Source organism: Bacillus sp. LH1 (genome assembly GCF_057924895.1).
In genome coordinates this window covers 3,944,101-3,970,423 of the sequence record NZ_CM175007.1, presented here as the reverse complement: position 1 = coordinate 3,970,423, position 26,323 = coordinate 3,944,101, and the positions used below count along the sequence as shown (strand labels likewise).

Annotated in this window: 28 protein-coding genes and 2 riboswitches; of the genes, 17 read left to right on the top strand and 11 right to left on the bottom strand. The window is 35.3% G+C overall.

Going from position 1 to position 26,323, the window contains the following annotated elements; translation table 11 throughout:
- Positions 1–71 precede the first annotated feature (71 nt).
- The 5 genes from scpB (at position 72) to ACX9TM_RS20395 (ending at position 4,433) form a co-directional block, all read left to right on the top strand.
- The gene (gene scpB, locus ACX9TM_RS20415) at positions 72–644 is read left to right on the top strand and encodes a segregation/condensation protein ScpB (RefSeq protein ID WP_000375168.1); all 573 of its coding nucleotides are present in this window, start codon (positions 72–74) and stop codon (positions 642–644) included.
- Positions 645–722: 78 nt separating this feature from the next.
- A complete protein-coding gene (locus tag ACX9TM_RS20410; RefSeq protein ID WP_001214826.1) occupies positions 723–1,625 on the top strand; it encodes a ComEC/Rec2 family competence protein in 903 nt (300 codons plus the stop codon).
- A gap of 211 nt (positions 1,626–1,836) precedes the next feature.
- Complete coding sequence (gene nagA, locus ACX9TM_RS20405; RefSeq protein ID WP_002179749.1) at positions 1,837–2,979, top strand: N-acetylglucosamine-6-phosphate deacetylase; 1,143 nt, start codon at positions 1,837–1,839, stop codon at positions 2,977–2,979.
- 4 nt (positions 2,980–2,983) lie between these two features.
- Positions 2,984–3,772 carry a glucosamine-6-phosphate deaminase gene (gene nagB / locus ACX9TM_RS20400; protein ID WP_001024210.1) on the top strand — a complete coding sequence of 263 codons (789 nt, stop codon included), beginning with the start codon at positions 2,984–2,986 and terminating at the stop codon, positions 3,770–3,772.
- Positions 3,702–4,433 (top strand): GntR family transcriptional regulator, encoded by a 732-nt coding sequence (locus ACX9TM_RS20395; RefSeq protein WP_014894892.1) that lies wholly within the window; start codon positions 3,702–3,704, stop codon positions 4,431–4,433. Before nagB ends, ACX9TM_RS20395 begins: the two co-directional genes overlap by 71 nt.
- A gap of 73 nt (positions 4,434–4,506) precedes the next feature.
- Here ACX9TM_RS20395 and ACX9TM_RS20390 read toward each other — a convergent pair whose 3' ends face one another.
- A complete protein-coding gene (locus ACX9TM_RS20390; protein WP_000594243.1) occupies positions 4,507–5,313 on the bottom strand; it encodes a Cof-type HAD-IIB family hydrolase in 807 nt (268 codons plus the stop codon).
- 165 nt (positions 5,314–5,478) lie between these two features.
- Between ACX9TM_RS20390 and glcT the strand changes: the two genes are divergently transcribed.
- The 4 genes from glcT (at position 5,479) to ptsP (ending at position 10,841) form a co-directional block, all read left to right on the top strand.
- A complete protein-coding gene (gene glcT, locus ACX9TM_RS20385) occupies positions 5,479–6,327 on the top strand; it encodes a glucose PTS transporter transcription antiterminator GlcT (RefSeq protein ID WP_000073860.1) in 849 nt (282 codons plus the stop codon).
- A 339-nt stretch (positions 6,328–6,666) separates the two neighbouring features.
- Positions 6,667–8,730 carry a PTS glucose transporter subunit IIABC gene (gene ptsG, locus ACX9TM_RS20380; RefSeq protein WP_000473177.1) on the top strand — a complete coding sequence of 688 codons (2,064 nt, stop codon included), beginning with the start codon at positions 6,667–6,669 and terminating at the stop codon, positions 8,728–8,730.
- A 135-nt stretch (positions 8,731–8,865) separates the two neighbouring features.
- Positions 8,866–9,129 carry a phosphocarrier protein HPr gene (gene ptsH, locus ACX9TM_RS20375; RefSeq protein ID WP_000411080.1) on the top strand — a complete coding sequence of 88 codons (264 nt, stop codon included), beginning with the start codon at positions 8,866–8,868 and terminating at the stop codon, positions 9,127–9,129.
- Positions 9,129–10,841 carry a phosphoenolpyruvate--protein phosphotransferase gene (ptsP, locus tag ACX9TM_RS20370; protein ID WP_000174207.1) on the top strand — a complete coding sequence of 571 codons (1,713 nt, stop codon included), beginning with the start codon at positions 9,129–9,131 and terminating at the stop codon, positions 10,839–10,841. Before ptsH ends, ptsP begins: the two co-directional genes overlap by 1 nt.
- Positions 10,842–10,938: 97 nt before the next feature.
- Here ptsP and ACX9TM_RS20365 read toward each other — a convergent pair whose 3' ends face one another.
- From ACX9TM_RS20365 to ACX9TM_RS20355, 3 genes are all read right to left on the bottom strand, one after another.
- Positions 10,939–11,301: a DUF3915 domain-containing protein gene (locus ACX9TM_RS20365; RefSeq protein WP_000468041.1), complete on the bottom strand. Its 363-nt coding sequence runs from the start codon at positions 11,299–11,301 to the stop codon at positions 10,939–10,941.
- A gap of 196 nt (positions 11,302–11,497) precedes the next feature.
- Positions 11,498–11,716 (bottom strand): hypothetical protein, encoded by a 219-nt coding sequence (locus ACX9TM_RS20360; protein ID WP_000100485.1) that lies wholly within the window; start codon positions 11,714–11,716, stop codon positions 11,498–11,500.
- Between the two features lie 233 nt (positions 11,717–11,949).
- On the bottom strand, positions 11,950–12,567 hold the full coding sequence (locus tag ACX9TM_RS20355; RefSeq protein WP_000180387.1) for a nitroreductase family protein: 618 nt from the start codon (positions 12,565–12,567) through the stop codon (positions 11,950–11,952).
- A gap of 327 nt (positions 12,568–12,894) precedes the next feature.
- Here ACX9TM_RS20355 and ACX9TM_RS20350 point away from each other — a divergent pair, with 327 nt between their 5' ends.
- The 4 genes from ACX9TM_RS20350 to ACX9TM_RS20335 all read left to right on the top strand — a co-directional run bounded on the left by ACX9TM_RS20350 (position 12,895) and on the right by ACX9TM_RS20335 (position 16,635).
- Positions 12,895–14,187: a GGDEF domain-containing protein gene (locus ACX9TM_RS20350; RefSeq protein ID WP_001023185.1), complete on the top strand. Its 1,293-nt coding sequence runs from the start codon at positions 12,895–12,897 to the stop codon at positions 14,185–14,187.
- A gap of 90 nt (positions 14,188–14,277) precedes the next feature.
- Positions 14,278–15,414: a serine hydrolase gene (locus ACX9TM_RS20345; protein WP_000592910.1), complete on the top strand. Its 1,137-nt coding sequence runs from the start codon at positions 14,278–14,280 to the stop codon at positions 15,412–15,414.
- Positions 15,415–15,418: 4 nt separating this feature from the next.
- Positions 15,419–16,297 carry an NAD(P)-dependent oxidoreductase gene (locus tag ACX9TM_RS20340; RefSeq protein WP_000400431.1) on the top strand — a complete coding sequence of 293 codons (879 nt, stop codon included), beginning with the start codon at positions 15,419–15,421 and terminating at the stop codon, positions 16,295–16,297.
- 5 nt (positions 16,298–16,302) lie between these two features.
- The gene (locus ACX9TM_RS20335) at positions 16,303–16,635 is read left to right on the top strand and encodes a DUF3909 family protein (protein ID WP_000365619.1); all 333 of its coding nucleotides are present in this window, start codon (positions 16,303–16,305) and stop codon (positions 16,633–16,635) included.
- A 51-nt stretch (positions 16,636–16,686) separates the two neighbouring features.
- On the opposite strand, the gene ACX9TM_RS20330 is transcribed toward ACX9TM_RS20335, so the two are convergent.
- The 6 genes from ACX9TM_RS20330 to ACX9TM_RS20305 all read right to left on the bottom strand — a co-directional run bounded on the left by ACX9TM_RS20330 (position 16,687) and on the right by ACX9TM_RS20305 (position 21,687).
- Positions 16,687–16,962: a hypothetical protein gene (locus ACX9TM_RS20330; RefSeq protein WP_000054659.1), complete on the bottom strand. Its 276-nt coding sequence runs from the start codon at positions 16,960–16,962 to the stop codon at positions 16,687–16,689.
- A 286-nt stretch (positions 16,963–17,248) separates the two neighbouring features.
- Entirely contained in the window at positions 17,249–17,761 is a 513-nt protein-coding gene (locus ACX9TM_RS20325; protein ID WP_000057314.1) for a 1,2-dihydroxy-3-keto-5-methylthiopentene dioxygenase, read from the bottom strand.
- Positions 17,739–18,377 (bottom strand): methylthioribulose 1-phosphate dehydratase, encoded by a 639-nt coding sequence (locus ACX9TM_RS20320; protein ID WP_000811341.1) that lies wholly within the window; start codon positions 18,375–18,377, stop codon positions 17,739–17,741. Before ACX9TM_RS20320 ends, ACX9TM_RS20325 begins: the two co-directional genes overlap by 23 nt.
- On the bottom strand, positions 18,374–19,033 hold the full coding sequence (locus ACX9TM_RS20315; RefSeq protein ID WP_000027461.1) for a 2-hydroxy-3-keto-5-methylthiopentenyl-1-phosphate phosphatase: 660 nt from the start codon (positions 19,031–19,033) through the stop codon (positions 18,374–18,376). Before ACX9TM_RS20315 ends, ACX9TM_RS20320 begins: the two co-directional genes overlap by 4 nt.
- Entirely contained in the window at positions 19,030–20,274 is a 1,245-nt protein-coding gene (gene mtnW / locus ACX9TM_RS20310; RefSeq protein ID WP_000014181.1) for a 2,3-diketo-5-methylthiopentyl-1-phosphate enolase, read from the bottom strand. The genes ACX9TM_RS20315 and mtnW overlap by 4 nt, the downstream gene beginning before the upstream one ends.
- Positions 20,275–20,338: 64 nt before the next feature.
- Positions 20,339–20,444, bottom strand: a riboswitch (SAM riboswitch).
- Positions 20,445–20,508: 64 nt separating this feature from the next.
- The gene (locus ACX9TM_RS20305) at positions 20,509–21,687 is read right to left on the bottom strand and encodes a pyridoxal phosphate-dependent aminotransferase (RefSeq protein WP_000765510.1); all 1,179 of its coding nucleotides are present in this window, start codon (positions 21,685–21,687) and stop codon (positions 20,509–20,511) included.
- 14 nt (positions 21,688–21,701) lie between these two features.
- Between ACX9TM_RS20305 and ACX9TM_RS20300 the strand changes: the two genes are divergently transcribed.
- The 4 genes from ACX9TM_RS20300 (at position 21,702) to ACX9TM_RS20285 (ending at position 25,337) form a co-directional block, all read left to right on the top strand.
- Complete coding sequence (locus tag ACX9TM_RS20300) at positions 21,702–22,565, top strand: carbon-nitrogen family hydrolase (protein ID WP_002204714.1); 864 nt, start codon at positions 21,702–21,704, stop codon at positions 22,563–22,565.
- Positions 22,566–22,636: 71 nt separating this feature from the next.
- Positions 22,637–22,778: riboswitch (SAM riboswitch) on the top strand.
- 90 nt (positions 22,779–22,868) lie between these two features.
- Positions 22,869–24,050 carry an S-methyl-5-thioribose kinase gene (gene mtnK / locus ACX9TM_RS20295; protein WP_000542687.1) on the top strand — a complete coding sequence of 394 codons (1,182 nt, stop codon included), beginning with the start codon at positions 22,869–22,871 and terminating at the stop codon, positions 24,048–24,050.
- Positions 24,047–25,108, top strand: coding sequence for an S-methyl-5-thioribose-1-phosphate isomerase (mtnA, locus tag ACX9TM_RS20290; protein ID WP_065382275.1), 1,062 nt, complete (start codon positions 24,047–24,049; stop codon positions 25,106–25,108). Before mtnK ends, mtnA begins: the two co-directional genes overlap by 4 nt.
- 67 nt (positions 25,109–25,175) lie before the next feature.
- Positions 25,176–25,337 (top strand): YvrJ family protein, encoded by a 162-nt coding sequence (locus ACX9TM_RS20285; protein WP_000393335.1) that lies wholly within the window; start codon positions 25,176–25,178, stop codon positions 25,335–25,337.
- 29 nt (positions 25,338–25,366) lie between these two features.
- Here the strand turns inward: ACX9TM_RS20285 and ACX9TM_RS20280 are convergent, their stop codons facing one another.
- Positions 25,367–26,143 carry a 3-hydroxybutyrate dehydrogenase gene (locus ACX9TM_RS20280; RefSeq protein ID WP_000258428.1) on the bottom strand — a complete coding sequence of 259 codons (777 nt, stop codon included), beginning with the start codon at positions 26,141–26,143 and terminating at the stop codon, positions 25,367–25,369.
- Positions 26,144–26,323: the final 180 nt, after the last annotated feature.

Below are 26,323 nucleotides of genomic sequence, written 5' to 3'. Positions count from 1 at the left end.
GAACGCATTAATTGTGATTCGGTTTTTTGATGTGTATTTTTATGAGAAAATAGAAGGAAGGAGCTCGTGAAATGGATAGGAAAGAACAAAAGTCAATTATTGAAGGCCTTTTATTTGTTTCTGGTGATGAAGGGATTTATCCAGAACAAATAGCGAAAGTTCTTGAAATTGAAATGAATGAAGCAATTAATATTTTAGAAGAAATGCAACAAGAATGTGAAGGTGCAAACCGTGGTTTGCAAATTGTACAGTATGCAAAAGTATATCGTTTTGCTACAAAGAAAGAACATGCTTCATATTATCAAAAATTAATAGATACACCAACAGCTGCTTCACTCTCACAAGCTGCCCTCGAAACGTTAGCGATTGTTGCATATCGCCAACCAATCACAAGGACTGAAATGGAAGAGATTAGAGGAGTTAAAACTGATAAGGCGTTACAAACGTTGGTTTCACATTTACTTATAAAAGAAATGGGAAGAGCAGAAGGACCAGGGCGTCCTATTTTATACGGAACAACAAAAGAATTTTTAGACACATTTGGATTGAAAACATTAGATGATTTACCACCGCTTTCTGAAGAGAATGAACAAATGAATGAAGCAGATTTATTCTTCGGTTCCTTACAAGAGATATCGAAATAAAAGCTTAGCATTTTGCTAAGCTTTTTTTGTATATCAATTATTTACAGTGCCATACTAAATGAAAAAAGGAGACGAGTTATGAGAGGTATGCGGATTATTTTATTATTAGTTTCTGTTTTATTATGTTTTTCTTTAAATAGCGCATCAGCTAAAAGGTATATGATGTCCATTCATACTACGTCTCCTTTACATATGCATCGGCAACATCTTAGTAAAATGAAAGTGAGCTTTTTAAAAGTGGGGCAAGGTGACGCAACACTTATTATAATGCCAAATGGACAAACAATGTTAATTGATGGAGGACCTTATGAAGCAGGAGAGGTTATTATTCAGAAATTAATTGAGAAAGGGATTAATCATTTAGATGTAATTGTCAGTACGCATCCCGATATGGATCATATAGGGGGGTTAATTCCAATTGTAGAGCAAATGCCGGTATCGCTTATACTAGATAGCGGAAAAACATATAGTTCTCTTACTTATCATACGTATCGGAATAATATAAAAAAAAGAGGGATACCTTTCGTTTCAGTAAAGGAAGGACAATATATACCGCTGGATCCACATGTTTCTATACAAGTATTAAACAACGGGAAATCAAAAGATGAAAATAATGAATCCTCAATTGTTTTAAAGGTGCGATATGGAAAAGCGGATTTTTTATTAATGGGTGACGCGGATGTACGGACAGAACATGAAATATTAAAACAATTTGATGTCCATGCAGATGTGTTAAAAGTGGGGCATCATGGCTCATATACTTCAACAAGTGAAACGTTTATAAAAAAAGTGGAACCGCAGTTTGCTATTCTATCGTACGGGAGTAATAATCCGTATGGACATCCTCACCAAAGTGTAGTGAAACGCTTAAAAAGGCACGGTATAATGGTATATAGAACGAATAAACGTACAGTAGAAATGGAAACAGATGGTGAACATATTATGTTAGAATCTAGCGGATTAATGCCATTGTTGAAGTGATTTCTATATTAGGGGGCGATACTGTCCCTTTTTGGAAAAATGAATAATATATATTATAATTATAAGAGACGTAAGAAATTTCCTTTTCTGTTGAATAAAAAGGAAATTTCATTAGAATGTATAGACAACTACTCGTGCATATATTAAGATGGAACTAGGCGAATAAGGTAATAATAACAAGTAGGTAATTCATGGGAAAGGATCGATGAAAATGAAAACGCAAATTGTCATCAATGCCAAAATTTACACAGGTCAAGAAATAGTGGAAAACGGATTTATTCGTTACGCAGAAACCATTAAAGAAATTGGTTTGATGGCTCAATATGTACCACAAGAAAATGAAACTGTTTTTGATGCTACAGGGAAGATTATAATTCCAGGTATGATCGATGTTCATATTCATGGTGGATACGATATTGATGCGATGGATGCAAATAGCGATGGGTTAGTAACTCTAGGTAAAGAAATGTTAAAAGAAGGGGTTACAACTTACTTCCCAACAACAATGACACAAGCTCCAGAGGCAATTGAAGCAGCGTTAACTGCTGCGAAAGAAGCAAAAGAAAAAGGAGCGCATTTCGAATATATTCATTTAGAAGGACCTTATGTTTCAAAGAAACGTGCAGGTGCACAGCCACTTGAACATATCGTTCCTGCAAATATTGAGCAATTTAAACAATGGCAAGAAGCAAGTGGGAACTTAATTAAATTAGTAACATATGCACCAGAAGAAGAGGGAGCATTAGAGTTTGAACAATATCTTGCTGAAACTGGTGTAGTTGGCACAATGGGACATACAGATGCAATTGATGCGCAACTAAAAAATAGAAAGATTACACATGCGACACATTTATACAATCAAATGCGTGGATTACATCACCGTGAACCAGGAGTTGTGGGTCATGTGTTATTAAATCCAGATGTAATGGTTGAAGTAATTACAGATGGTATTCATATTCACCCTGACATGGTGAAATTAGCATATAAGTTAAAAGGACCGAAAAAAGTAAGTGTTATTACTGACGCAATGCGTGCAAAAGGTCTTGAAGATGGATTATATGAGCTTGGCGGACAGCCAGTACATGTAAAAGATGGTAGTGCTCGATTAGAAGATGGAACGTTAGCTGGTAGTATTCTAAAAATGGATCAAGCTTTCCGAAATGTAATTGAATTTACAGGTTGTTCAATCGAAGATGCAGTACTTATGACATCAGTTAACCAAGCAGAAGAGTTTGGATTAAATAATAAAGGTGCATTAGCGGTAGGAAAAGATGCAGACTTTGTTGTGATGAATGAAGATTTACATGTATATGATACGGTTCGTTTAGGAATTCATATGAAGGAAGGGAAGTAATTAAATGAATATTCTTGTTGTAAAAACTCCAGAAGAATTAGCAGAAGCAGGTTATAAATTAATTGAAGAAGTTGTAAAAACAAAAGAAAATCCAACATTAGGAATGGCTACAGGAAGCTCTCCATTAGGTATTTATGCAGAAATGCGAAAAAATAAACTTGATACAAGCCGTGTAACCACTGTAAACTTAGATGAGTACGTAAATTTACCACATGAAGATAAAAACAGCTATCACTATTTCATGCAAGAACAGTTGTTTGATCATCTTCCATTTAAACAAACTTATGTACCAAACGGGATGGCAAGTGATTTAGAGGAAGAGTGCAAACGTTACGAGAGCATTCTAGCTGCTAACCCAGTTGACCTACAGATTCTTGGAATCGGTGAAAACGGTCACATCGGATTTAATGAGCCAGGAACACCGTTTAATTCTCCAACAAACATTGTTGAATTAACAGAATCTACACGCCAAGCAAACCTTCGATTCTTCGAAAAAGAAGAAGATGTGCCAACTCATGCGATTACAATGGGAATTGGAAGCATTATGAAAGCGAAACAAGTTCTACTTGTTGCTATGGGTTCTAAAAAGGCAGAAGCTGTTAAAGAATTATTGCAAGGTGAATATAGTGAAGAGTGTCCGGCTACAGTTTTACAACGTCATCCGAATGTAACCGTAATCGCTGATCAAGAAGCTCTATCTTTATGCAGTGAGGCGATTGCTGATGAACATCGACAAGTATTCACCATTTCCGATCTATTATCAGATTCAAGAGTGGGTGAAACAGCTAATTGAGGACGGCGAATGGAAGCCGGGAGATAAAATCCCATCTGAGAATGAACTTTGTGATAAGTTCGAAGTGAGTCGAATGACAATCAGACAGGCGATTAATAATTTAGTGGAACAAGGCTATTTATATCGGAAGCGTGGAATTGGAACATTTGTCCAACTTCCGAAAGTGGAACAAAAATTGCAAGGAATGACGGGATTCACAGAAGACATGATTTCTCGTGGGATGAACCCAAGTAGTCAATTACTTAGTTTCCGCCTAGTTCCAGCTACTGCTAAAATAGCAGACCGGTTGAGAATACAGGAGGGGGAATCGGTTTATGAAGTGAGGCGTATTCGCTTAGCTGATGATGAACCGATTGCTTTTGAGACGACATATTTGTCGCCAGCTCTTGTAAAAGATATTAACGAAGAGATATTGCAACAATCTTTATATGAACATTTAGAGAAAAAACTGGGCTTTAAACTTGTTAGCGCTACTCAGTCAATTGAAGCTTCCGTTGCGACGGAAAATGAAGCTGAACATCTGCATATTCCTAAAAAGGCGCCTGTACTTGTAATGCGTCAATGGTCATATTCAGAAGGTGAGATACCGCTAGAGTACGTGAAATGTATTTATCGTGGAGATCGTTATAAATTTATTACGAATATCGCACGTAACAAATAGTATATTTCAGTTTGTGAAGTACAGTGGAATTGAAAATGGTTAACATGTAAAGAAATAAAAATACGACTCATCCTTATAAGGAATGAGTCGTATTTTTATTATGAGCAATTACGTGGTTAACAGCATCTTTGACGTGATTTACTACATAGTGAGCGTGTTTTTTTACTGCATCATCTGCTTGCGACATAGCAAAACTGTGAGGAGTTAAAGAAAACATAGGAATGTCATTATAAGAATCCCCTATACAAGCAATTTCCTCAGGTTTTATTTGAAACTCATTTAATAAAACAGAAATGGCAGAGCCTTTACTAACATTCGGTGGCATTACATCTAAACATTGTTCTGCTGAGATGAAAGTACTAACTTTCCCGTGGAATTTTTCATCAATTTTTTTCTGAAGGAGTTGTAAGCTCTCCTTTGTTCCACCGACAGAAATTTTATTTGGGAAAATTGTATCATCAATCTTCTGTAGTAAGTTTGGTTCTTCAACAGAAGTCATAGTTACTTGTTGTTCAAGTTCTTGAATGAAAGGTGTTTTCTCTTCAATGTAATAATTATGCTCATCACTTACATAACGGAAATAAGGATCTTCATTCGTCATAGCTAACAAATCGGGAAGTATGCTGGAATCAAAAGTTGCAGATAATAGTTGTTTATTTTCATGTGTATATACAAAAACACCATTTACACTAATGCGATGAAAATTTGTATTTACAGCTTTCATTAAGTCTGCAATTTCATTATCAAGTCTTCCGGAAGCGAAGCAAAGAATAACATTTTGCTCGGCAAGGCTGCGCAGTGCCGCAACATCTTGTTCGTCAATAAGACCTCCGTGTTGCATCATTGTACCATCGATATCACTTACAAACATTTTAATCATGCTGTTATCTCCTTTCTATGTACAGTTGCTCTTACATTATACGCATCATATATAAACATGTCTAAAAAATGAATTTTTATTAAATGGCAGATGTTTTACATTGACGACAAAGAAGAATATTCTGTAACATAAAAGTAGGCTATTTAAGTACGAGGGTGGTGTTATATGAGTAATTATCTAGAAATTAAAAAAGTTTTAAATAATAATGTCATCATTGCTAGCCATCCGGAACACGAGGAAGTAGTAGTGATTGGTAAAGGAATTGGATTTGGGAAAAAAGCGAAAGATGTATTGGAGCAAGAACAAATCGAAAAGATGTTTGTCTTAAAAAATGAACGTGATCGTGAACAATACAAATTATTAGTGCCGCATATTAGTGAAAAATTAATTGAATTGATGAACGATATTATGCTGTACATTCAAGGGAAAGCGAAATCGCCACTAAATGAACATATTCATATTGCGTTAACAGATCATATTTCATTTGCGATTAAAAGGTTAAAACAAGGACTTACAATTGATAACCCTTTTTTAGTTGAAACAAAAATGCTCTATCCAAAGGAATATGAAATTGCGGAAGGTGTTGTAGAACTTTTAAATTCTCGTTTGCAAATTACATTGCCAGAAGGAGAAATTGGTTTTATTGCACTTCACATTTACAGTTCGCTTACAAATTCTGATTTATCTTCAGTTAATCAAAACTCCCGTCTCATTGCACAACTTGTATCTTTAATTGAGACAAACTTACAAATTACATTAGATCAAGAGAGCATTCATTATTTACGTCTTATTCGTCATCTTCAATATGCTATTGAGAGGGTGAAAAAAGGAGAAAAAGTAGAGGAATCGCAAAGTTTTGCTGATTTATTAAAGGCGGAGTATCCAGCTTGCTATAACTTGGCTTGGAAGCTAGTTAAGGTCATGCAAAAAGAGTTGCAACTACCTGTATATGAAGCTGAAAGTATTTATTTAACGATGCACTTGCAACGCTTAGTAAAGGCAGAGCATGTGTAAAAAGCCATATATTTTTGTCTAAAATGAAAACGTTAAAAAAAATGATTGAATCGCTTACAATAGTTATGTATAATAACTATTGCAAAGTTATACAAATTTCGACAAACACATTAAGGTGAGTAACGAAAACGTTTGCCTTAATTATAGTGAACTTATACGTAAACCTATTTTTGACACGTGTTACTGATTCGATCAGGCATGAGTGGAGAAAAGTAAGGAATGTAAGCTAGAGAAAGGGATATACTACCCTTTGTATAGCTATCGTTCTATCTTTTTTTCCTCATGTCTTTTTGGCGTTTGTCGGAAGGTATCAATATAGATAAGAGAGGAAGGGTTTCCATGTTTAAGAAGATCTTTGGTGTTCTTCAAAAAGTCGGAAAAGCGTTAATGCTTCCAGTAGCGATTTTACCGGCGGCAGGTATTTTACTTGGATTTGGTAATGCATTTCAAAATCCACAGTTAACAAATGTTATTCCTGCTTTAAAAGCAGATTGGTTCGTAATGGTTGCAAAAATTATGGAACAATCTGGTGATATTATTTTCGCTAACCTTGCATTATTATTCGCAGTTGGGGTAGCAATTGGTTTAGCTGGTGGAGACGGAGTAGCTGGTTTAGCAGCATTCGTCGGCTACTTAATTATGAACAAAACGATGAGTGTGTTCTTAGAAGTAGATAAGCTAGTGAAAGTAACAAGTTCTGGAGCAGACCCAGTAAAAATTGGATTTGCAGATCCAGCGTATGCAAACGTATTAGGTATTCCAACGCTACAAACAGGGGTATTTGGTGGTATTATCGTCGGTATAGTAGCGGCATATTGCTATAATAAATACTTCAACATTGAATTACCATCATACTTAGGTTTCTTTGCAGGTAAGCGTTTCGTACCGATCGCAACTGCAACATTCTCTTTAATAGTAGGTATTATCATGTGCTTCGTTTGGCCATACATTCAAGGTGGCTTAAACACGTTCTCACATCAAATGATTGATGCAAATAGAACAATCGCAGCATTTATATTCGGTTTAATTGAACGTTCATTAATTCCATTTGGATTACATCACATTTTCTATTCACCGTTCTGGTTCGAATTCGGTCAGTATACAAATGCAGCTGGCGAATTAATCCGTGGTGACCAAAAAATCTTTATGGCACAGTTAAAAGACGGTGTAGAATTAACAGCAGGGACATTTACAACTGGTAAGTATCCGTTCATGATGTTCGGTCTTCCAGCAGCAGCTTTAGCAATGTACCATGAAGCACGTCCAGAAAATAAAAAATTAGCAGCAGGTATTTTAGGTTCTGCAGCATTAACATCTTTCTTAACAGGTATTACAGAGCCACTTGAATTTTCATTCTTATTCGTAGCGCCAGTATTATTCGGAATTCACGCTGTATTTGCTGGTCTATCATTTATGACAATGCAAATTTTAGGTGTTAAAATTGGTATGACATTCTCTGGTGGTTTAATTGACTTCCTATTATTCGGTGTACTACCAGGCCGTACAGCATGGTGGTGGGTAATTATTGTTGGTCTTGTACTAGCAGTTATTTACTACTTCGGATTCCGCTTTGCAATTCGTAAATGGAATCTAAAAACACCTGGTCGTGAAGTGGCAAATGCAAATGACGGCGCAGGAAAAGCAGAAGCAGGCGAACTCCCTCGTGAAGTATTAGTAGCACTTGGTGGTAAAGAAAACATTGCTTCTTTAGATGCTTGTATTACTCGTTTACGTGTTCAAGTTAACGAACAAAAGAATGTAAACAAAGACCGCTTAAAAGAACTTGGAGCAGCTGGTGTACTTGAAGTTGGAAATAACATTCAAGCTATTTTCGGACCGAAATCTGACACATTAAAATCACAAATTCATGATATTATGTCAGGTCGTACACCTCATGTTGAAAAAGAAGATCCTGTAAAAGTGGAAGAAACTCCTCAAAAAGTTGATGAAAATGAAACAATTGTATCACCAATCGAAGGAAAAATCTTACCAATTACAGAAGTACCTGACCAAGTATTCTCAGGAAAAATGATGGGAGACGGATTTGCAATTGAGCCAACTGAAGGAACAGTAGTTTCTCCAGTGAACGGTGAGATTGTCAATGTATTCCCTACAAAACATGCGATTGGTATTCAATCTGAAGGCGGAAAAGAAATTTTAATTCACTTCGGTATTGATACTGTAAAATTAAATGGTGAAGGTTTTGAAGCGCTTGTAGCACAAGGCGACAAGGTGAAACAAGGCCAACCATTATTAAAAGTAGATCTTGCATTTGTAAAAGAAAATGCACCATCTATCATTACACCAATTGTCTTTACAAACTTACAACAAGGGCAACAAGTCGAATTGAAAAAAGATGGAAATGTTAAGAAGGGCGAAACCGCTATTATTGACATTCAGTAGGAATTTGACGCAAAATGTTTATAATTATAATAGGCGATGTGGTTGACCGAACATCGCCTATTATATACAATAGATGATGTAGTACTCACGTCTATACAACTAAAAAATACTGTAATTTAAAGGAGATAAATTATCATGGAAAAAATCTTTAAAGTAACTAGCGACTCAGGAATTCATGCTCGTCCAGCAACTCTACTTGTAAACACTGCAAGCAAATTCGGTTCTGATATTAACTTAGAGTATAACGGAAAGAACGTTAACTTAAAATCAATCATGGGCGTTATGTCTTTAGGCATTCAACAAAACGCAGAAATTAAAATCACTGCAAATGGTGATGATGCAGCTCAAGCACTAGCAGCTATCGAAGAAACTATGAAAAACGAAGGATTAGGAGAATAATGACTCTTAACATTCAAGGGATCGCTGCATCAAGTGGGATTGCTATTGCAAAGGCTTTCAGACTTGAAAATCCTGAATTTAACATCGAAAAGAAATCAATTACAAACGAAGCTGCAGAAATTGCACGCTTAGACGCTGCGCTTGAGAAAGCAAAAACTGAATTAGAAGCTATTAAGGACCACGCATTTGCTGAGCTAGGTGCTGACAAAGCTGCGATCTTTGAAGCACATTTATTAGTGTTAAATGATCCAGAACTAGTAAACCCAGTAAAAGATAAAGTAAATAGCGAAAAAGTAAATGCTGAATTTGCAATGGATGAAGTTGCATCAATGTTTATTTCTATGTTTGAAAACATGGATAACGAATATATGAAAGAACGTGCTGCGGACATTCGTGACGTAACAAAACGCGTTCTTGCACATTTACTAGGAATTAACTTCTCAAACCCTGGTACAATTTCTGAAGAGGTAATCATCATTGCTGAAGATTTAACACCATCTGATACAGCTCAATTAAACCGTAAGTATGCAAAAGGTTTCACTACTGATATCGGTGGACGTACATCTCACTCTGCAATTATGGCTCGTTCTATGGAAATTCCAGCTGTTGTTGGTACGAAAGTTGTTATGGAGAAAATCCAAAACGGCGATATCGTTATCATTGACGGTTTAGATGGAGAAGTAATTGTAAACCCATCAGAAGAAACTCTTCGTTCGTTTGAAGAAAAGAAAGCGAAATTTGAAGAGCAAAAAGCTGAATGGGCTAAATTAAAAGACCAAGCTACTGTAACAAGTGACGGACATCACGTTGAGCTTGTTGCAAATATCGGAACACCAAATGATGTACAAGGTATTATCGATAATGGCGGAGAAGGCGTTGGTTTATACCGTACAGAATTCTTATACATGGGTCGTGACAATCTTCCAACAGAAGAAGAGCAGTTCGAAGCGTATAAAGCAGTTCTTGAAGGTGTAAAAGAAGGTCAACCAGTCGTTGTTCGTACACTTGACATCGGTGGAGATAAAGAGCTTCCATACTTACATTTACCAAAAGAAATGAACCCATTCTTAGGATACCGTGCAATTCGCTTATGTCTTGATGAGCAAGATGTGTTCCGTACACAACTTCGTGCATTACTTCGTGCTAGCGTATACGGTAACTTAAAAATTATGTTCCCAATGATTGCAACTCTTGATGAGTTCCGTCAAGCGAAAGCAATTTTATTAGAAGAGAAAGCGAAACTTGTAGAAGCGGGTACAACTGTTTCTGATTCTATTGAAGTTGGTATGATGGTTGAAATCCCAGCTTCAGCAGTATTAGCAGATCAATTTGCGAAAGAAGTTGACTTCTTCTCTATCGGAACAAATGATTTAATCCAATACACAATGGCTGCAGACCGTATGAACGAACAAGTATCATACTTATACCAACCATATAACCCATCTATTTTACGTCTTGTAAAAATGGTTATCGATGCTGCTCATAAAGAAGGAAAATGGGCTGGTATGTGTGGTGAGATGGCGGGCGATTCACTTGCTATCCCATTACTATTAGGATTAGGTTTAGATGAGTTCAGTATGAGTGCAACATCTATTCTTCCTGCAAGAACACAGCTAAGCAAGTTGTCAAAAGCAGAAATGGAAACATTAGCAGAAAAAGCATTAATGATGTCAACTGCTGAAGAAGTTGTTGAACTAGTTAAAAGCATATAATTAATAAAAAAACCTGAGTCGATTTGAAATCGGTCTCAGGTTTTTTCTATGAGAAAAGTAAATCTTATTTGCTTACTATCGAGGATAAGAGACAGAATTAGATAGCGATTGCAACGATATCAGTTGGGCATACACGTAAAATACCAGTAAAAGTATTTCGATTTTGATTGTTCTTATCGTCTTTATTGTTATCTTTGTTGTCTTTGTCATTACGAGCTAAAGCAGAGAAAAGAGCAACACCGTTAGCGAAACCTTCAAAAATTACATTGTTGAAAGTACCATTACCTCTAATGCTTAAAAGAGAAAGTTCTGTTCCAACTGAAATGCTAGCAAGTACGTTACATACAGCTGGTTGTTGTGGTCTAACCTCTCTCTCTCTCTCTTTCTCGCGATGGTCGCGCTCTCTTTCATGATGATGACATTCTCTAAAGTTATCACAGCATCCAAATGATCCAAACATAATCCTCATCACCCCCTTCACACTTATAATCTATGTAAGTTCGGTAGTTAGTGACTGGACAGAGAGTGGAATTTTTTCTAGGGGATTTTCTCATTTTAAATGACTAGCTGGGTGTTTAGTATGGAATGATGTTTAAAATAGGTGGAATATAACAAAAAAATGTAAAAACCACCGAAATAAATGAAATGGGTAGCCTTTACACTTTTTTACTTTTATATAAAACGATGATATATACAGGAAGAGCTAGGAGTAGTGGTACAATGGATCGTGCAGTATGTTTTTCTGATTCTAATTGGAATGCTTCTTCTTTTGGAAATTGTAAAATGGAGATGTTTGCGGCATCACCAATAAAATATAGAAGCAGTACAGTTACTATGTAACATAAAAGTGCGATAAAGCTTCCGTATGAACTCAATGAAAATCCCTCTCTTGTTATCTATTTGTTATCATTGTATCACAATTGTAACAAAAATACACGGGTATATTTCAACAGCTTAACAAAATTCGACACGAAACGTCACGTTTATTTATGAGAAGGGAATAGAATATACTTTTCCATAAGTATAAATGTCGAATGATTTGTAGTAATATTACAAAATTATGACAGGGAATAAAAAACGAAGGCAATGTAGTTGCCTTCGTTTTTTATTATTTTGCCCACTCGCTTACTTGCTCTACGCTCATGCGAGGTGCAGGGTGGCCTTTTAAAGTTGATTCCCCAATTGTAATAAGCATAATTGGAACGTAACGAGATGAAACGTTAAATTCGTCTGTCAGTGCTTGTGGATTGAAGCCACCAATAGCACAAGTATCCCAACCAGTTGCTTTAGCTGCAAGCATAAGTTGCATTGCTGCTAAAGATGCATTTGAAAAGGCAGCATCTCTTGGGAATTGTTCACGAGCATATGCAGATTCAATATTTTTAGCTAAGCGTTCTTTTGCTTCTTCTTTCATAAATCCTTGTTCTACAATTGGACCATATACTGGCTCAACATTTTTATAAGCTTCTAAATCACCTAAAATAGCGACTACTGCAGAAGCATCAAGAATTTGTTGTTGGTTATAAGCTATTGGGTGTAATCGTTTTTGTACATCTTCACCTTGAAAAACAAGGAATTTCCAGTGTTGTAAGTTCCAAGCGGAAGGTGCTTGTGCTGCTGCTTTTAAAATCTCATGTAATTCTGTAGATGAGATTTCTTTATTTGGGTTGAATGCACGTGTAGATGTGCGTTCATATAGAACGTTAAAAAAGTTGTCGTTTGTCATAATATATCCTCCAAATTGTATATAAAATTATCGGGAAAACGCAATGTATATTACTTACATTTTGTAAGTTATCGAATTTAAGAATATAATATCTTTATTTTAATTGTCAAGTTTTAAGAAATAAGCTAGGGCATTCATACAAACGATATAATTCCTATAATCATACACTAAAAAAGGAATTTATAGAGTGAAAAGGGAAGATAACATTCTCAATTAGCTTGTTAATATGTATTTCTCACAAATTAAAGTTTATTGGAGAACAGTCTTTTAGAAATGTTTGTGAGGAATTCAGTAGAACAAGATATATGAAGTGAGTGAAGACTAGTGATGAACATACTACATTTTTTATTAGAGAATACGGTTTTCCAAAATGTGTTACAAGATCTGCAGTTAAATGTCCTTTATATAGAAAATGGATGTAAACATCAACAAACGATAGAAAATATCCATCCAAAATGTATGTTTATAGCAAATAGTTTTGAAGAGGGCGAACTATTATTTCAAAGAACGAAACCGCACATTATAATTATGTATGTAACAGATTATTCTCAAATAAAATATATAAAGAATATGTATACCTCGCAAAGTACATTCATTGTCATTTGGGATCAACAAATAACAAAGGAATTTACAGATGTACTTGCATTAGGAATACGTAATATTGTAATAGCCCCTGTAACTCCGCAAGCAGTGTTAGAAGAAGTGAATAAGAGTTTGTATCAACTTTCTTTAGTAAGGCAAGTTAGTTTACAACAGGAACTGCTTCAAACGATGTTTGATTTTCAAAATGATTTATTATTTATAGTAGAAGATGATGAAATTGTTGATTGTAATACAAATTTTTTAACGTTTTTCGGATATGAAAATTTGTTTGCCTATCGCGAGCAACATTTAGTATTTGCTGAACATTTTATTAGAGAAAATGGATACTACTCGACGACGCATGATATAACATGGCTAGACGATACTTTATCAAGCGGTAGAAGAATTAAGATGTCAAATTATGAAGGGGCAGTATCTACTTTTCTATTACGTGCGACACCATTGCCAGAAGATTTATCAAGATTTATTGTAAAGTGCACGGAAATTACAGAATTAGATGAAATCTATCAAGAACAAGAAAGACTTGCTATGATAGATTCATTGACAGAGATTTATAATCGTTTAAAGTTTCAACAAATACTAGAGGTAGAATGGGAAAAGGTAATACGTAATGATGAGAAAATAGCAATTATTTTATTTGATATAGATAATTTTAAAACAGTTAATGACACATATGGTCATGATTTTGGCGATTTGGCATTAATACAACTTGCAGAGCTTATGAAATCTAAAGTGGAGCAGCAACATGTATTTGCAAGATGGGGAGGGGAAGAATTCATTATATTAGTGACAAATACAGTAGAAAAGGAAGCATTTCAAGTTGCGGAATCATTACGATTCTTCATTGAAACAAAGCAATTCACTGGAATTTCGAAGTTAACAGCTAGCTTTGGGGTTGCGTTATATGAACAAGGAACTACAAGAGAAGAATTAATGCAACGAGCGGATATTGCATTATATGAAGCGAAAAAAAATGGAAAGAATCAAGTATGTGTGTATAGAAAAGAAAAAATGTGATTTTTCGCAACAAATTGTTGCGATTTTTTTTTATTGTTTGATAATAGAATAGGGGGACAATTTTTAGCGAAGGAATTATGGAGGATCAATATGATAAAAAAAGTAATGGTGGTGGCTTCACTGTCTGCTATAGTTGGCGGCGGAGTATACTATTTTCTTGTTAGCCCCAATATAAAGGAAAACACTGTATTAACAACTAAAGTGAATCCTACTATTGAATCGGAAGTACAAGGGAATATAGAAGAAAAAGAAGAGCAACAAATTGATTATGCTAGCATATCTCAAAAATTAGATCAATATTTAGTCGGAAAGCAATTCAATGGAACAGTTTTGGTAACAGATAAAGAGCATGTTATATTGAATAAAGGATATGGGTATGCTGATGTTCAAAATAAAATAGAAAATACGCCTCAAACAAAATATCGTATCGGTTCTATTACGAAAACAGTCGTTGCCACATCTATTTTACAGCTGCAAGAACAAGGGAAATTGAATATTCAAGATAATGTAAATAAATATATTCCTTCATTTCCGGAGAATAAAAATATTACGCTATATCATTTATTAACGCATACCTCTGGTTTACCTGAACACGCAAAAGGCAATATTAATGCGGCTTCCCGCTTACAATTAATTAATTGGATTGGACGTCAAAATTTAGAATTTCCTGCAGGAACAGGTTGGAGATATACAGATTATAATTATATGGTGCTTGCTTATATAATAGAACATATATCGAAAAAACCTTTAGGAGATTACATAAAAGAAAACATATTTGTAAAAGCAGATATGCATGAATCCGGTATGGGAAATATGGTACCTGGAGATAAAAATTTTACAAAGGGTTATGTGAAAAAAGATCAAGAGCTTGTACCAGCGCAGAAGTTAGGCATGGATTGGCTATATGGTTGTGGTGAGATGTATACGACAGTTGGAGATATGAAGAAATTAGACGAAGCAATTATAAATGGAAAACTTCTTTCTGAACAAAGTATACAAGCAATGTTTTCACCTTCAGCAGAACGGAAATATGCATTTAGTTTTTATATATATCCAGATTATTTTCATAATCATGGTGTATTATCTGGTTGGAACACTTTCAATAATTTTAATAAAGAAAAAGGAACTTTTGTTATTTTATTTTCAAATGTGAAAAATAGTATGGATGATGACTTTAATAAAGAGTTCCGAAAGATGGTAAATGATTTATTAGAACAAAGGGGATGAGAAAATGGAACATAAAACTTTATCAATAGGTTTCATTGGTATTGGCGTAATGGGAAAAAGTATGGTTTATCACTTAATGCAAGATGGTCATAAAGTATATGTATATAATAGAACGAAAGCAAAAACAGATTCTTTAGTGCAAGATGGTGCAAATTGGTGTAATACGCCAAAAGAGTTAGTGAAGCAAGTTGATATTGTAATGACAATGGTTGGATATCCACATGATGTAGAAGAAGTGTATTTTGGTATAGAAGGAATTATAGAACATGCAAAAGAAGGTACGATAGCAATTGACTTTACGACATCTACACCTACTTTAGCAAAACGGATTAATGAAGTTGCAAAAAGCAAAAATATATATACGTTAGATGCACCTGTCTCAGGAGGAGATGTTGGTGCGAAAGAAGCAAAACTCGCAATTATGGTAGGTGGGGAGAAAGAAATATATGATAGATGCTTACCTTTACTTGAAAAGTTAGGAACAAACATTCAATTACAAGGACCAGCTGGGAGTGGACAACATACAAAAATGTGCAATCAAATTGCGATTGCTTCCAATATGATTGGAGTATGTGAGGCTGTCGCTTACGCGAAGAAGGCTGGACTGAATCCAGATAAAGTGTTAGAGAGTATTTCAACAGGGGCAGCAGGTAGCTGGTCATTAAGTAATTTAGCTCCTCGAATGTTAAAAGGAGACTTTGAGCCAGGATTTTATGTAAAGCATTTTATGAAAGATATGAAAATTGCTTTAGAGGAAGCAGAAAAATTACAATTACCAGTCCCAGGCTTAAGTTTGGCGAAAGAATTGTATGAAGAGTTAATTAAGGATGGCGAAGAAAATAGTGGAACACAAGTACTATATAAAAAATATATAAGGGGGTAAACGAGGTGGACCTTCAAAAGTTTGATGAGATGATTGATACTGTACAGCGAGCTACTTGTATGCAAATTAATGAAAAACAAAAAGAAGCTTTTAAACAAAAATATGATTTTGAACCAGAATTTGAATATGGAAGAGATGAGAAGGGACATTATGTAATTCGAACCTCAAAAAAGATGTTAGAAGAAATGGAGTTTTATTTGGCATTGAAATATGATCGTGATGGAGTGGATCTTTATATGCAAGCTGAGATTGATGGTATATTTCATGTATCTGTTAGCTATGGTGAAGATGCCCTACATCTACAAGAATTGTTTCAATTTCTAGAAGAAAATAAATAAAAGTCCTCATTTGAGGACTTTTATTTATTTAGTCATGTTTAATTTTTATAATTATAAGTTAGAAGCGCGGCGGCATCGTTCAACCGGGAACGGGATAATTTGTGCGATGTGGTTAGGACCAAATTGTTTTGTACGAGCATGGCGTATTATATAAAAAGCACACAGAATTGAAACAGGAATAGCGCCGAATAAACCAAATAATAAAGCGCTTACACAAGATGCGACAAATCCTAAAACACCAATTTCTAACTCTTCCATAATAGCTCCTAAAATAACAGGAAATGCTCCACATGTAACTCCAAGTATAAGTGCGATAAGTAAGCTCATGATTATCCCCCTCTGTTTGCGATATTATTTTCCTTCTAAGTTAATTGTAGTATATCACATATAAAACAGAATTTTCAGAAAAAATTCAATAAATGTTCAAAAAATGTTCGAAAAATGCACTTGAAAAATTAAGGTGTAAATTTGTGATGAAATGGTACTTTCAAGTAAATAAAAAATCAGACTTATTTCAAAATGAAATAAGCCTGTTCCATAGGAGGATGTATATATGTAGAGTGAATAAAAGTTTGGAAAAGGGGGTCCAAGTCCTTTTATTCAACTAACTACCTTAATAGATTGGAACCCAGCCTTCAGTTGTCACAAAAATACGAATAGCTACAACTTGGCGATCATCTTGCAAGGTAAAATAATGTCTTGCATTTTCAGGAACAGATATTAAATCGCCTGGCTCAAGTTCAACATCAAAGAATTTCCCATCTTTACCTTCAATAGCGAAAATGCCGTGACCACTGACGATAAAGCGAACTTCGTCATCTGTATGATGGTGTTCCTTTTGGAAATTAATTAATAATTCGTCAAGGTTAGGTGTGCTACTTGAAAGTGAGATTACATCATGTGCTTTATAACCTCGACGTGCTGAAACATCAGCGATTTCTTTTGAAAAAATAGCTAATATTTCAGCTTTGTTTTCATCTGTTAACGAATAATTTTCATTTAAATGAGTAGGAAGTTTAGAAATATTCCATTTCTCATATAAAACGCCTTCCTCTTGTAGAAATTTAGATACTTCCACTTCATTTTCAATACGAGTATTTACTTCATGAATACGAATTTGCGCCATTAGAAACGCCTCCTTGAATTGATAATAGTTTTATATGAAATTGGAATAAAAACTCATAAGCTTCTAATCTCTTCTTTGCATCAAAGCTATCTCGGCCCCATACGGTAATACCGTGGTTACGGATTAATACTGCACCCGAATCTCCTTGTATATGCTTTCGGAAGTTTTCTCCAAGTGTTGGGATATGGGCATGGTTTTCGATAATAGGAATGTGAATGGTTGCACCTTCTTCCCAAATATCGAGAGCTTTAATAATTTCTTGATTTTGAAGGGTGACTGCATCACTATATAAATTTGTGATGACATTATTATCGGTTGTATGAACATGAAGTACGCAACCGGCATTCGTATTGTTATAAATGTGTGTATGCAATATTGTTTCTGCTGAAGGGCGTAATTCAGTCTCTAAAACGGGAACTCCTACATGATCTACTAATAGAAAATCATCTGGAGTGGTTTTTGTTTTATCTTTACCGCTTGCCGTAATAAGAAAAGTAAGTGGTTCATGACTAACCTTTATAGAAATATTACCACTTGTTGCTGGGAACCAATTTCGTGTTGTTAACTCTTTTTTTATCTCGCTTAAGTCATACCATTGACGAAAAAGTTGTTTCATGCCTTCACCTCCAACAAAAGTTTTAATTCAGCTTGCACATCTTGAAATGTTTCAAACGGTGTATAAGCAATATGATTTTCTTCACACTTTGTAATAAGGAAATCGCGAGCGAATACTTTATCAGCTTGTTTCGCGGCTTGTAAATCAGTAATAGAATCTCCAATTACAATATGAAAGTCATCTGTATCACTTAATTTACGGATTAATGATGATTTACATAATCCGCAATGATTTTGACAATGATCATCACAAGAATGAGGCCATTTAACTGTAATAAACTCTGCTGAAAAGTCTGTTTCATTACAATAAATTTGCTCTTTTGGAATGATTCCTTGTAAGAGTGGATAGACGAAGAAATCCATTCCACCTGATATCACGTAAAAAGAAATGTTATTTTCCTTTACGAATTGTATAAACTCATGAAAACCACTACGGATTTCAGCAGTTTCTATTAAAAATTGAATAATATCATCGTGCAGATTAGTAGGTATTAATTGAAATAATTGAGAAACACCTTCTTGAATGGATAGTTCTTGTGATAAAATTTTATTCTTTACTTCTTCGGCTTCTGGTGGTGCGAATTTTTCCATAATGGACATAATGTTATCATTATTTGTAATCGTGCCATCGAAATCACAAAATACTTGAATACTCATAATTTCACCTCATAAGAGGGATTTCCCCATATTTGTAGTGCACTATGCAAATTTATGTCGTCTACTTCATGGAGTGGTTTATTTTGCAAAGTAGCATCAATTGCAGTACGGAAAGCTTTACCGCCGCCTTGCGCTCCATTTGGATGTCCGTGTATCCCGCCGCCAGCATTAATAACAACATCTTTACCGAAATCTCGTACAATAAAGGGAACGAAACCAGGATGAATACCAGCAGACGGAACAGAAAAGCTCTTCTTGAAAGATGCATCGTCTTCAGTTAAATATTTTGAGATAGCAAGAGCCTCCTCTTTTTCTAGCGCAACACTTCCGTATGGAGATGGGAATAATGAAAAGTCAGCCCCAGCATAACGTAGTAGCTTTCCAAGTAATAATGGAGATGAAACTCCATATAACTTGGATGCTGAATAAGCACCACTTACAGCAGGATGTGCCATAATAGGAACTGGGATTTCATCATCTTCTGCAAGTGATTGTAGTACATCTAGTCCGTAAGCAAATACGTTAAATAATAGAATATCAGCTCCAGCTTGCACTGCACGTTTAGCATTTTCTTTTAAATCAAAAGTTCGTCCTGTTAAATTTACGGCATATAACGTTTTATGTCCGTATGTTTCATATACGGATTGTAAAACTTCTTTTCCAGATACAATGCGTTTCGTAAGTGGTGTTAATGCATTTTCAAATAATATTTCATCATCTTTTACTATATCTACACCACCAATTGCTTGATCGCGTAATTGCGTTTTTAAATACCCAATGTTTCGTCCAATCATTCCTTTAAAAATACTCATTAAAAGGGGACGATCATGCACTTGTAAAAGATTTCGAATACCATCTATCCCGAATTTTGGACCAGGAAAATGTTTTTTTAACTCGTCTGAAAAAGTTAAGTCAATTAATTTTACTTCGCCATCAAGTGATAGCTTTCCAAATGTAGTCGTTAAAATCGCTGGTAAATCTGGACTGAAGTTTAATAGCGGATATTCGATTTTAATAATTCCGCGTTTTACTTTTTTACGTAAATACGAATTGGTATGTTCATGTTCAGCTAATTCCTCAACATGAATGACGTTGCCTTTATGCTGCTTTAATTGTTCTTGCAATAAGTGTGGCAAATGAGTCCAAGAGCCAATTGTTAAACCGAGTGCAATTTGCTCAGCTTTTTTTTCTAAGTTATGTGAATCATCATGGATTAAATACGTCGCTATAATTCCGCTCATTGTTATAACCTCCTAGTTAAATAAAAAAAACTCTCAGCTAAGGAGAGGTTTTTTTACAACCAGCTCCTTATCTGTCAGCGTAATGCTGCGAGAATTAGCACCGTGTCTACAATTGTAGATCGGTTGCCGGGTTTCGTCGGGCTCGTCCCTCCACCTGCTCTTGATAAGAAGTATTTAGAAATGTTTAAATTTTTAAGATAACTGAATTTTGTCAGATATTTTTCGTGTTGTCAATTACTTTTTGAAAAAATTTAATTTATCAATTCGATTAATGGCTTCTCGTAATCTATCTTCTGTATGCAAGAGACCAACACGGACATACCCTTCGCCATGCTCACCAAATCCGACACCAGGAGCAACTGCGACATGTGCTTTTTCTAGTAAAATATCAGAAAATTGCTCAGAGGTGTATCCTTTTGGAACGGGAAGCCATGCAAAGAACGATCCTGTTGGAATGTCTACATTCCAACCAATTGAGTGACAGGCTGAAATAAGAGCGTTTCTTCGAGATTCGTAACTATTTACAAGGTCTATTACACAAGACTGTGAACTTAATAGCGCTTCTCGAGCGGCATCTTGAACTGCACCGAATATACTAACATACATATGATCTTGTAATAGGTTAATTGTTTCAATCACACTTTCATTCCCTACAGCAAAAGCGATGCGCCAGCCAGCCATATTGAAAGTTTTTGATAATGTGTAAATTTCAATTCCTATATCTTTCGCACCATCTGCTTGCAAGAAACTAACAGGTTTTTGACCATCAAATCCGATAGCGCCATAAGCAAAATCGTGAACAACTAATATATTATGTTTATTAGCAAAGTGAATGGTTTCATCAAAAAAATCTTTTGATGCAGTAGCACCGGTAGGATTATTTGGATAGTTTAAAAACATTAATTTTGCACGCTCTGCAATAGAGGCATCAATGTTCGTATAATCTGGTAAAAAGTTATTTTCTGCAATAAGTGGCATTCTTTCAAAGTGTGCTTTTGCTAAAGCAACCCCTGATAAATAATCTGGATAACCTGGATCCGGAACGAGAATCGTATCACCAGGATTTGTAAAACAAATCGGTAATTCTACTAGTCCAGCCTTCCCACCAAACAAAATAGCAACTTCAGTTTTTGGGTTTAATTCGACGCCATATTCACGTTTATAGAATGTAGCCACGGCTTCCTTTAAGCTTTCATGTCCGCGAAATGGCGGATATTTATGATGAATGGTCTTTTCGGCAGCATCTTGTAAAGCTTTTACGATATGCTGCGGTGTTGGTTGATCTGGATTACCTTGACCTAGATTAATAACATCGTGACCAGCTGCAACGACTTTGTTAACTTTTGCAACAAGTGAAGCGAAAAATTGTGTTGGCAATGATGTTACTATCTCAGAAGGTTGAAATAATTTCATACTTTCCACCTCTTTTGAAAGTTGTTACAATTCTAGTGACAAATGATATAATCTTTCCAGTATTTTGTAAAGAGAAAAATAAGAATGGGGCTGAAAAAATGAAAGTCGCATGTATTCAAATGGATATTGTTTTTGGAGATGTAGAAAAAAATATTGAGAATGCTAAAAATAAAATAAGTGAAGCTATGAAGGAAAGGCCAGATGTTATCGTCTTACCAGAACTATGGACAACAGGATATGATTTAACGAGACTTTCTGAAATTGCAGATAGGGATGGAGTGGAAACGAAAGAAAAGTTAATAGAATGGGCGAAGCGATATGATGTACATATTGTTGGTGGGTCCATAGCAAAGCAAACAGAGCAAGGCGTTACAAATACGATGTATGTTGTAAATAATGAAGGACAGTTAGTCAACGAATATAGTAAAGTACATTTATTTCAGCTTATGGATGAACATAAATATTTAATAGCTGGTAATGGTACGGGCGAATTTAAGCTAGATGATGTTGAATGCGCTGGAACAATTTGTTATGATATTCGTTTTCCAGAGTGGATGCGTGTTCATACTGCTAAAGGGGCAAAAGTATTATTTGTTGTAGCTGAATGGCCATTAGTTCGTTTAGCACATTGGCGTTTGCTATTGCAAGCAAGAGCAGTTGAAAATCAGTGTTATGTTGTTGCGTGTAATAGAGCAGGGAAGGATCCGAATAATGTGTTTGCAGGTCATTCTTTAATTGTGGATCCTTGGGGTGAAGTTGTAGTAGAGGCGAATGAAGAGGAATCAATTTTATTTGGAGAGCTTGAATTCGAGAAAATTAAAGAAGTACGTAAAGGAATTCCAGTTTTTGCGGATCGCCGTCCAGAATTATACAAATAAAATGTTGACAAGTGATTTTTATTCTTGGTATAGTCTTCAACATAAAGTTAAAAATTCAAAAAATTATACAACTCTTATCAAGAGCAGGTGGAGGGATTTGGCCCGATGAAGCCCAGCAACCGACCGTAATACCATTGTGAAATGGGGCGTTTATTACGCCAAAAGGCACGGTGCTAATTCCAGCAGAAAGTAAAACTTTCTGGCAGATAAGAGGGGAGAAGATAAACTTCAAACCTCTTTCTTAGTGGAAAGAGGTTTTTCTATGTTAGAAAAACCTCTGAATTTAAAAAGGGGGAGAAGAAGATGGGATATTATTCATTAACAGAAATAACAGCTGTACAATATGCGAAAGATTATGGCTATTTTGAAGAGAAGGCAAATGTCATTTGTCATGAAATTGGAGATGGAAACTTAAATTACGTGTTCAAATTAGATGATGGAGAGAAATCCATTATAATAAAACAAGCACTGCCTTATGCGAAAGTAGTTGGTGAAAGCTGGCCATTGTCTATAAAAAGAGCAACGATTGAAAGCAAGGCATTACAAATTTTTGCGCAGTATGTACCGGATTATGTTCCAGTAGTGTACAGTCATGACGAAGAGTTAGCGATAACGGTAATAGAAGACTTATCAAGACTAACAATTACAAGAAAAGGATTAATAGACGGAGAAGAATATCCGCTTTTATCCCAGCATATTGGTCGTTTTCTAGCACATGTTTTATTTTACACTTCAGATTTTGGTTTACAGTCAGAAGAGAAGAGGATACTAGAAGGTACCTTTGTAAATCCGGACCTATGTAAAATTACAGAGGATTTAGTGTTTACAGATCCGTTTGGGCATTATGATACAAATGATTATGAGCCAGATTTACAGCTCGTGGTTGATGAACTTTGGAGTGATAAAACTTTAAAACTAAAAGTAGCACAATATAAATATAAGTTCTTAACAAGAAAAGAAACTCTTATTCATGGTGATTTACATACTGGTAGTATTTTTTCGTCACCTTCTGAAACGAAAGTGATTGATCCAGAATTTGCGACATATGGCCCATTTGGGTTTGACATAGGTCAATTTATTGCAAATCTATTATTAAATGCGTTATCTAGAGAAGAAGAAAAGAGAAGTGTACTATTTTTCCATATAGAAAAGACGTGGAGTTATTTTGTAGAGACTTTTACAAAGTTATGGATTGGAGAAGGTGTAGAAGCATATACGAAAGAAAAACAATGGTTACCAATTATTTTGCAAAATATCTTTACTGATGCTGTTGGATTTGCCGGATGTGAACTAATTCGTAGAACAATTGGTTTAGCTCATGTAGCAGATTTAGATGAAATAGAAAATAAAGAAACAAGAATTCAAGCTAAGAAACAAGCGCTATCCTTAGGAAAAGAACTAATAAAATATGAATCTAAAAGTGCTGATATTCAACTGTTTCGAACATTATTTCAACAGACAGTTTCAAGGGGTGTAAAAGCATGAGTACAATCGTTACGGTTCCGAGATCTGTAAGTTGGAAAGGGGATGCAATTGCGGTATTAAATCAAACGAAATTGCCACATAGCACAGAATACAAAACATTAACGACTATTGAAGAGGTTTGGAAAAGTATCATAATGTTAGAAGTACGCGGAGCGCCTGCAATTGGAATTGTAGCTGCATTTGGCTTGGCGCTTGCAGTGAAAAAATATAATACTTTACATATCGAAGAATTTCAAAAGAAGTTTAATAGAGACTGTAACTATTTAGGGACATCACGCCCAACGGCAGTAAATTTATTTTGGGCAATTGATCGTATGAGAGAATCTATTCGAGAGATTACTACAATAAAAGAAGCGCAAAAAATATTAGAAGAAGAAGCGCTTCGCATTCAACAGGAAGATGAGGAGGTGTGTCGAAATATTGGGGAATATGCGTTAACATGTTTTAAAGATGGCGATAATATTTTAACAATCTGTAACGCTGGAAGTATCGCAACTGCCAGATATGGAACTGCATTAGCTCCCTTTTATATTGGAAAAGAGAAAGGTGTGCGTTTACATGCATATGCGTGTGAAACGAGACCAGTTTTACAAGGTGGTCGCTTAACGACGTGGGAATTGAAGCAAGCAAATATTGATGTGACCCTTATAACAGATAATACTGCAGCTCATGCTATTCAAACGAAAGAAATAAACGCAATTATTGTGGGGGCGGATCGAATTGTCGCAAATGGAGATACAGCCAATAAAATAGGGACAATGAATTTAGCTATTTTAGCAAAGTACTTTAATATCCCATTTTACGTTGCTGCGCCACTGTCAACATTTGATGTTACGAAAGAAACTGGAGCCGAAATTATTATTGAAGAAAGAGATGAAACAGAAGTTACGAAAATCTTTGGAAAACAAGTAGCACCAATTGGAACGGATGTTTATAATCCAGCATTTGACATAACACCGAATGAATTAATTACAGGAATTATTACTGAGAAAGGTATTATACGCGGGGACTATAAACGAGAAATTGCATCATTATTTGAAAAACAAGCTAATACATAATAGCTTGTTTTTTTATGCCTAAATGCAGTGTTTTCTCTTACTTATATAATGAAAGGAGGGGAAGAGGGTGGAAGAGTGGATCAAGATGATAGGTAATGTAGGGTTTCCGATTGTTGTAACATTATATTTACTCCACCGTATTGAAAGTAAATTAGAGGGGGTAATTGTTGCAATTGAGAAGCTCCCGCGGCAATTAATAAAGTACGAAGATCCTCGGGATAAAAAATAAAGTTTGCTCTTCTTGAGCAAACTTTATTTTTATTGAGCGGTATAACCACCATCGATAACGACAGCTTGACCAGTTATACCTTTAGCTTTTTCACTCGCTAAAAACATCGCATAATCTGCAATTTCTTGTACTTGTAATAAGCGCTTTTGTGGAACGAGTGGATAAATAACATCTTCTAAAACATTTTCAAGTGGTACATTTCGTGTAGTAGCTAAGTCTTGTAGTTGATTACGTACAAGGGGGGTATCAACATAACCAGGGCAAAGGGCATTAACAGTAATACCATGCGTAGCACCTTCTAAAGCGGCAACTTTTGTTAATCCAATTACGCCATGTTTTGCACTATTGTAGGCAGCTTTTCCAGCAAACCCGACAAGGCCGTTAATAGAAGCGACATTAATAATACGACCATATTTTTGTTGTTTCATAATCGGAAAGGCATGCTTAATTGCAATAAACGGAGCAATTTGCATAATTTGAATTAGTAGCTCGAACTTTTCAGTTGGAAAGTCTTCAATGGGTGAAACGTGTTGCATTCCTGCGTTGTTAATTAATATATGTAATGAACCGAAATGATCAACTGTTTGAGAAATTGCTGCTGTAATTTCCTCTTCAGATGTAACGTCACATTTTAAACCGATAGCTTGAAAACCTTCATTTTGTAATTGTTCAGCAGCTTCTTTTGCACGTTCTTCAAGCCGATCGGTAATCACAACTTTTGCACCTTCTTTTGCAAAAGCCTTTCCCATTTCATAACCAATGCCACTTGCAGCACCTGTTAAAAAGACAACTCGATTTGTAACCATGATGAAAAACATCCCTTCATAATAAAGTTTTCATAGTGCTCTATTTAGAGAAGCTATAATGAAATTCCTGCAAACATTTGGAAAAAATATCGTTAGCTATCTTGTTTTGCAAAATAGTCTTTGCTATACTATTTTGTAAAGCAAGATACTTACGCTTATCTATCTTGTAAAGCAAGATAG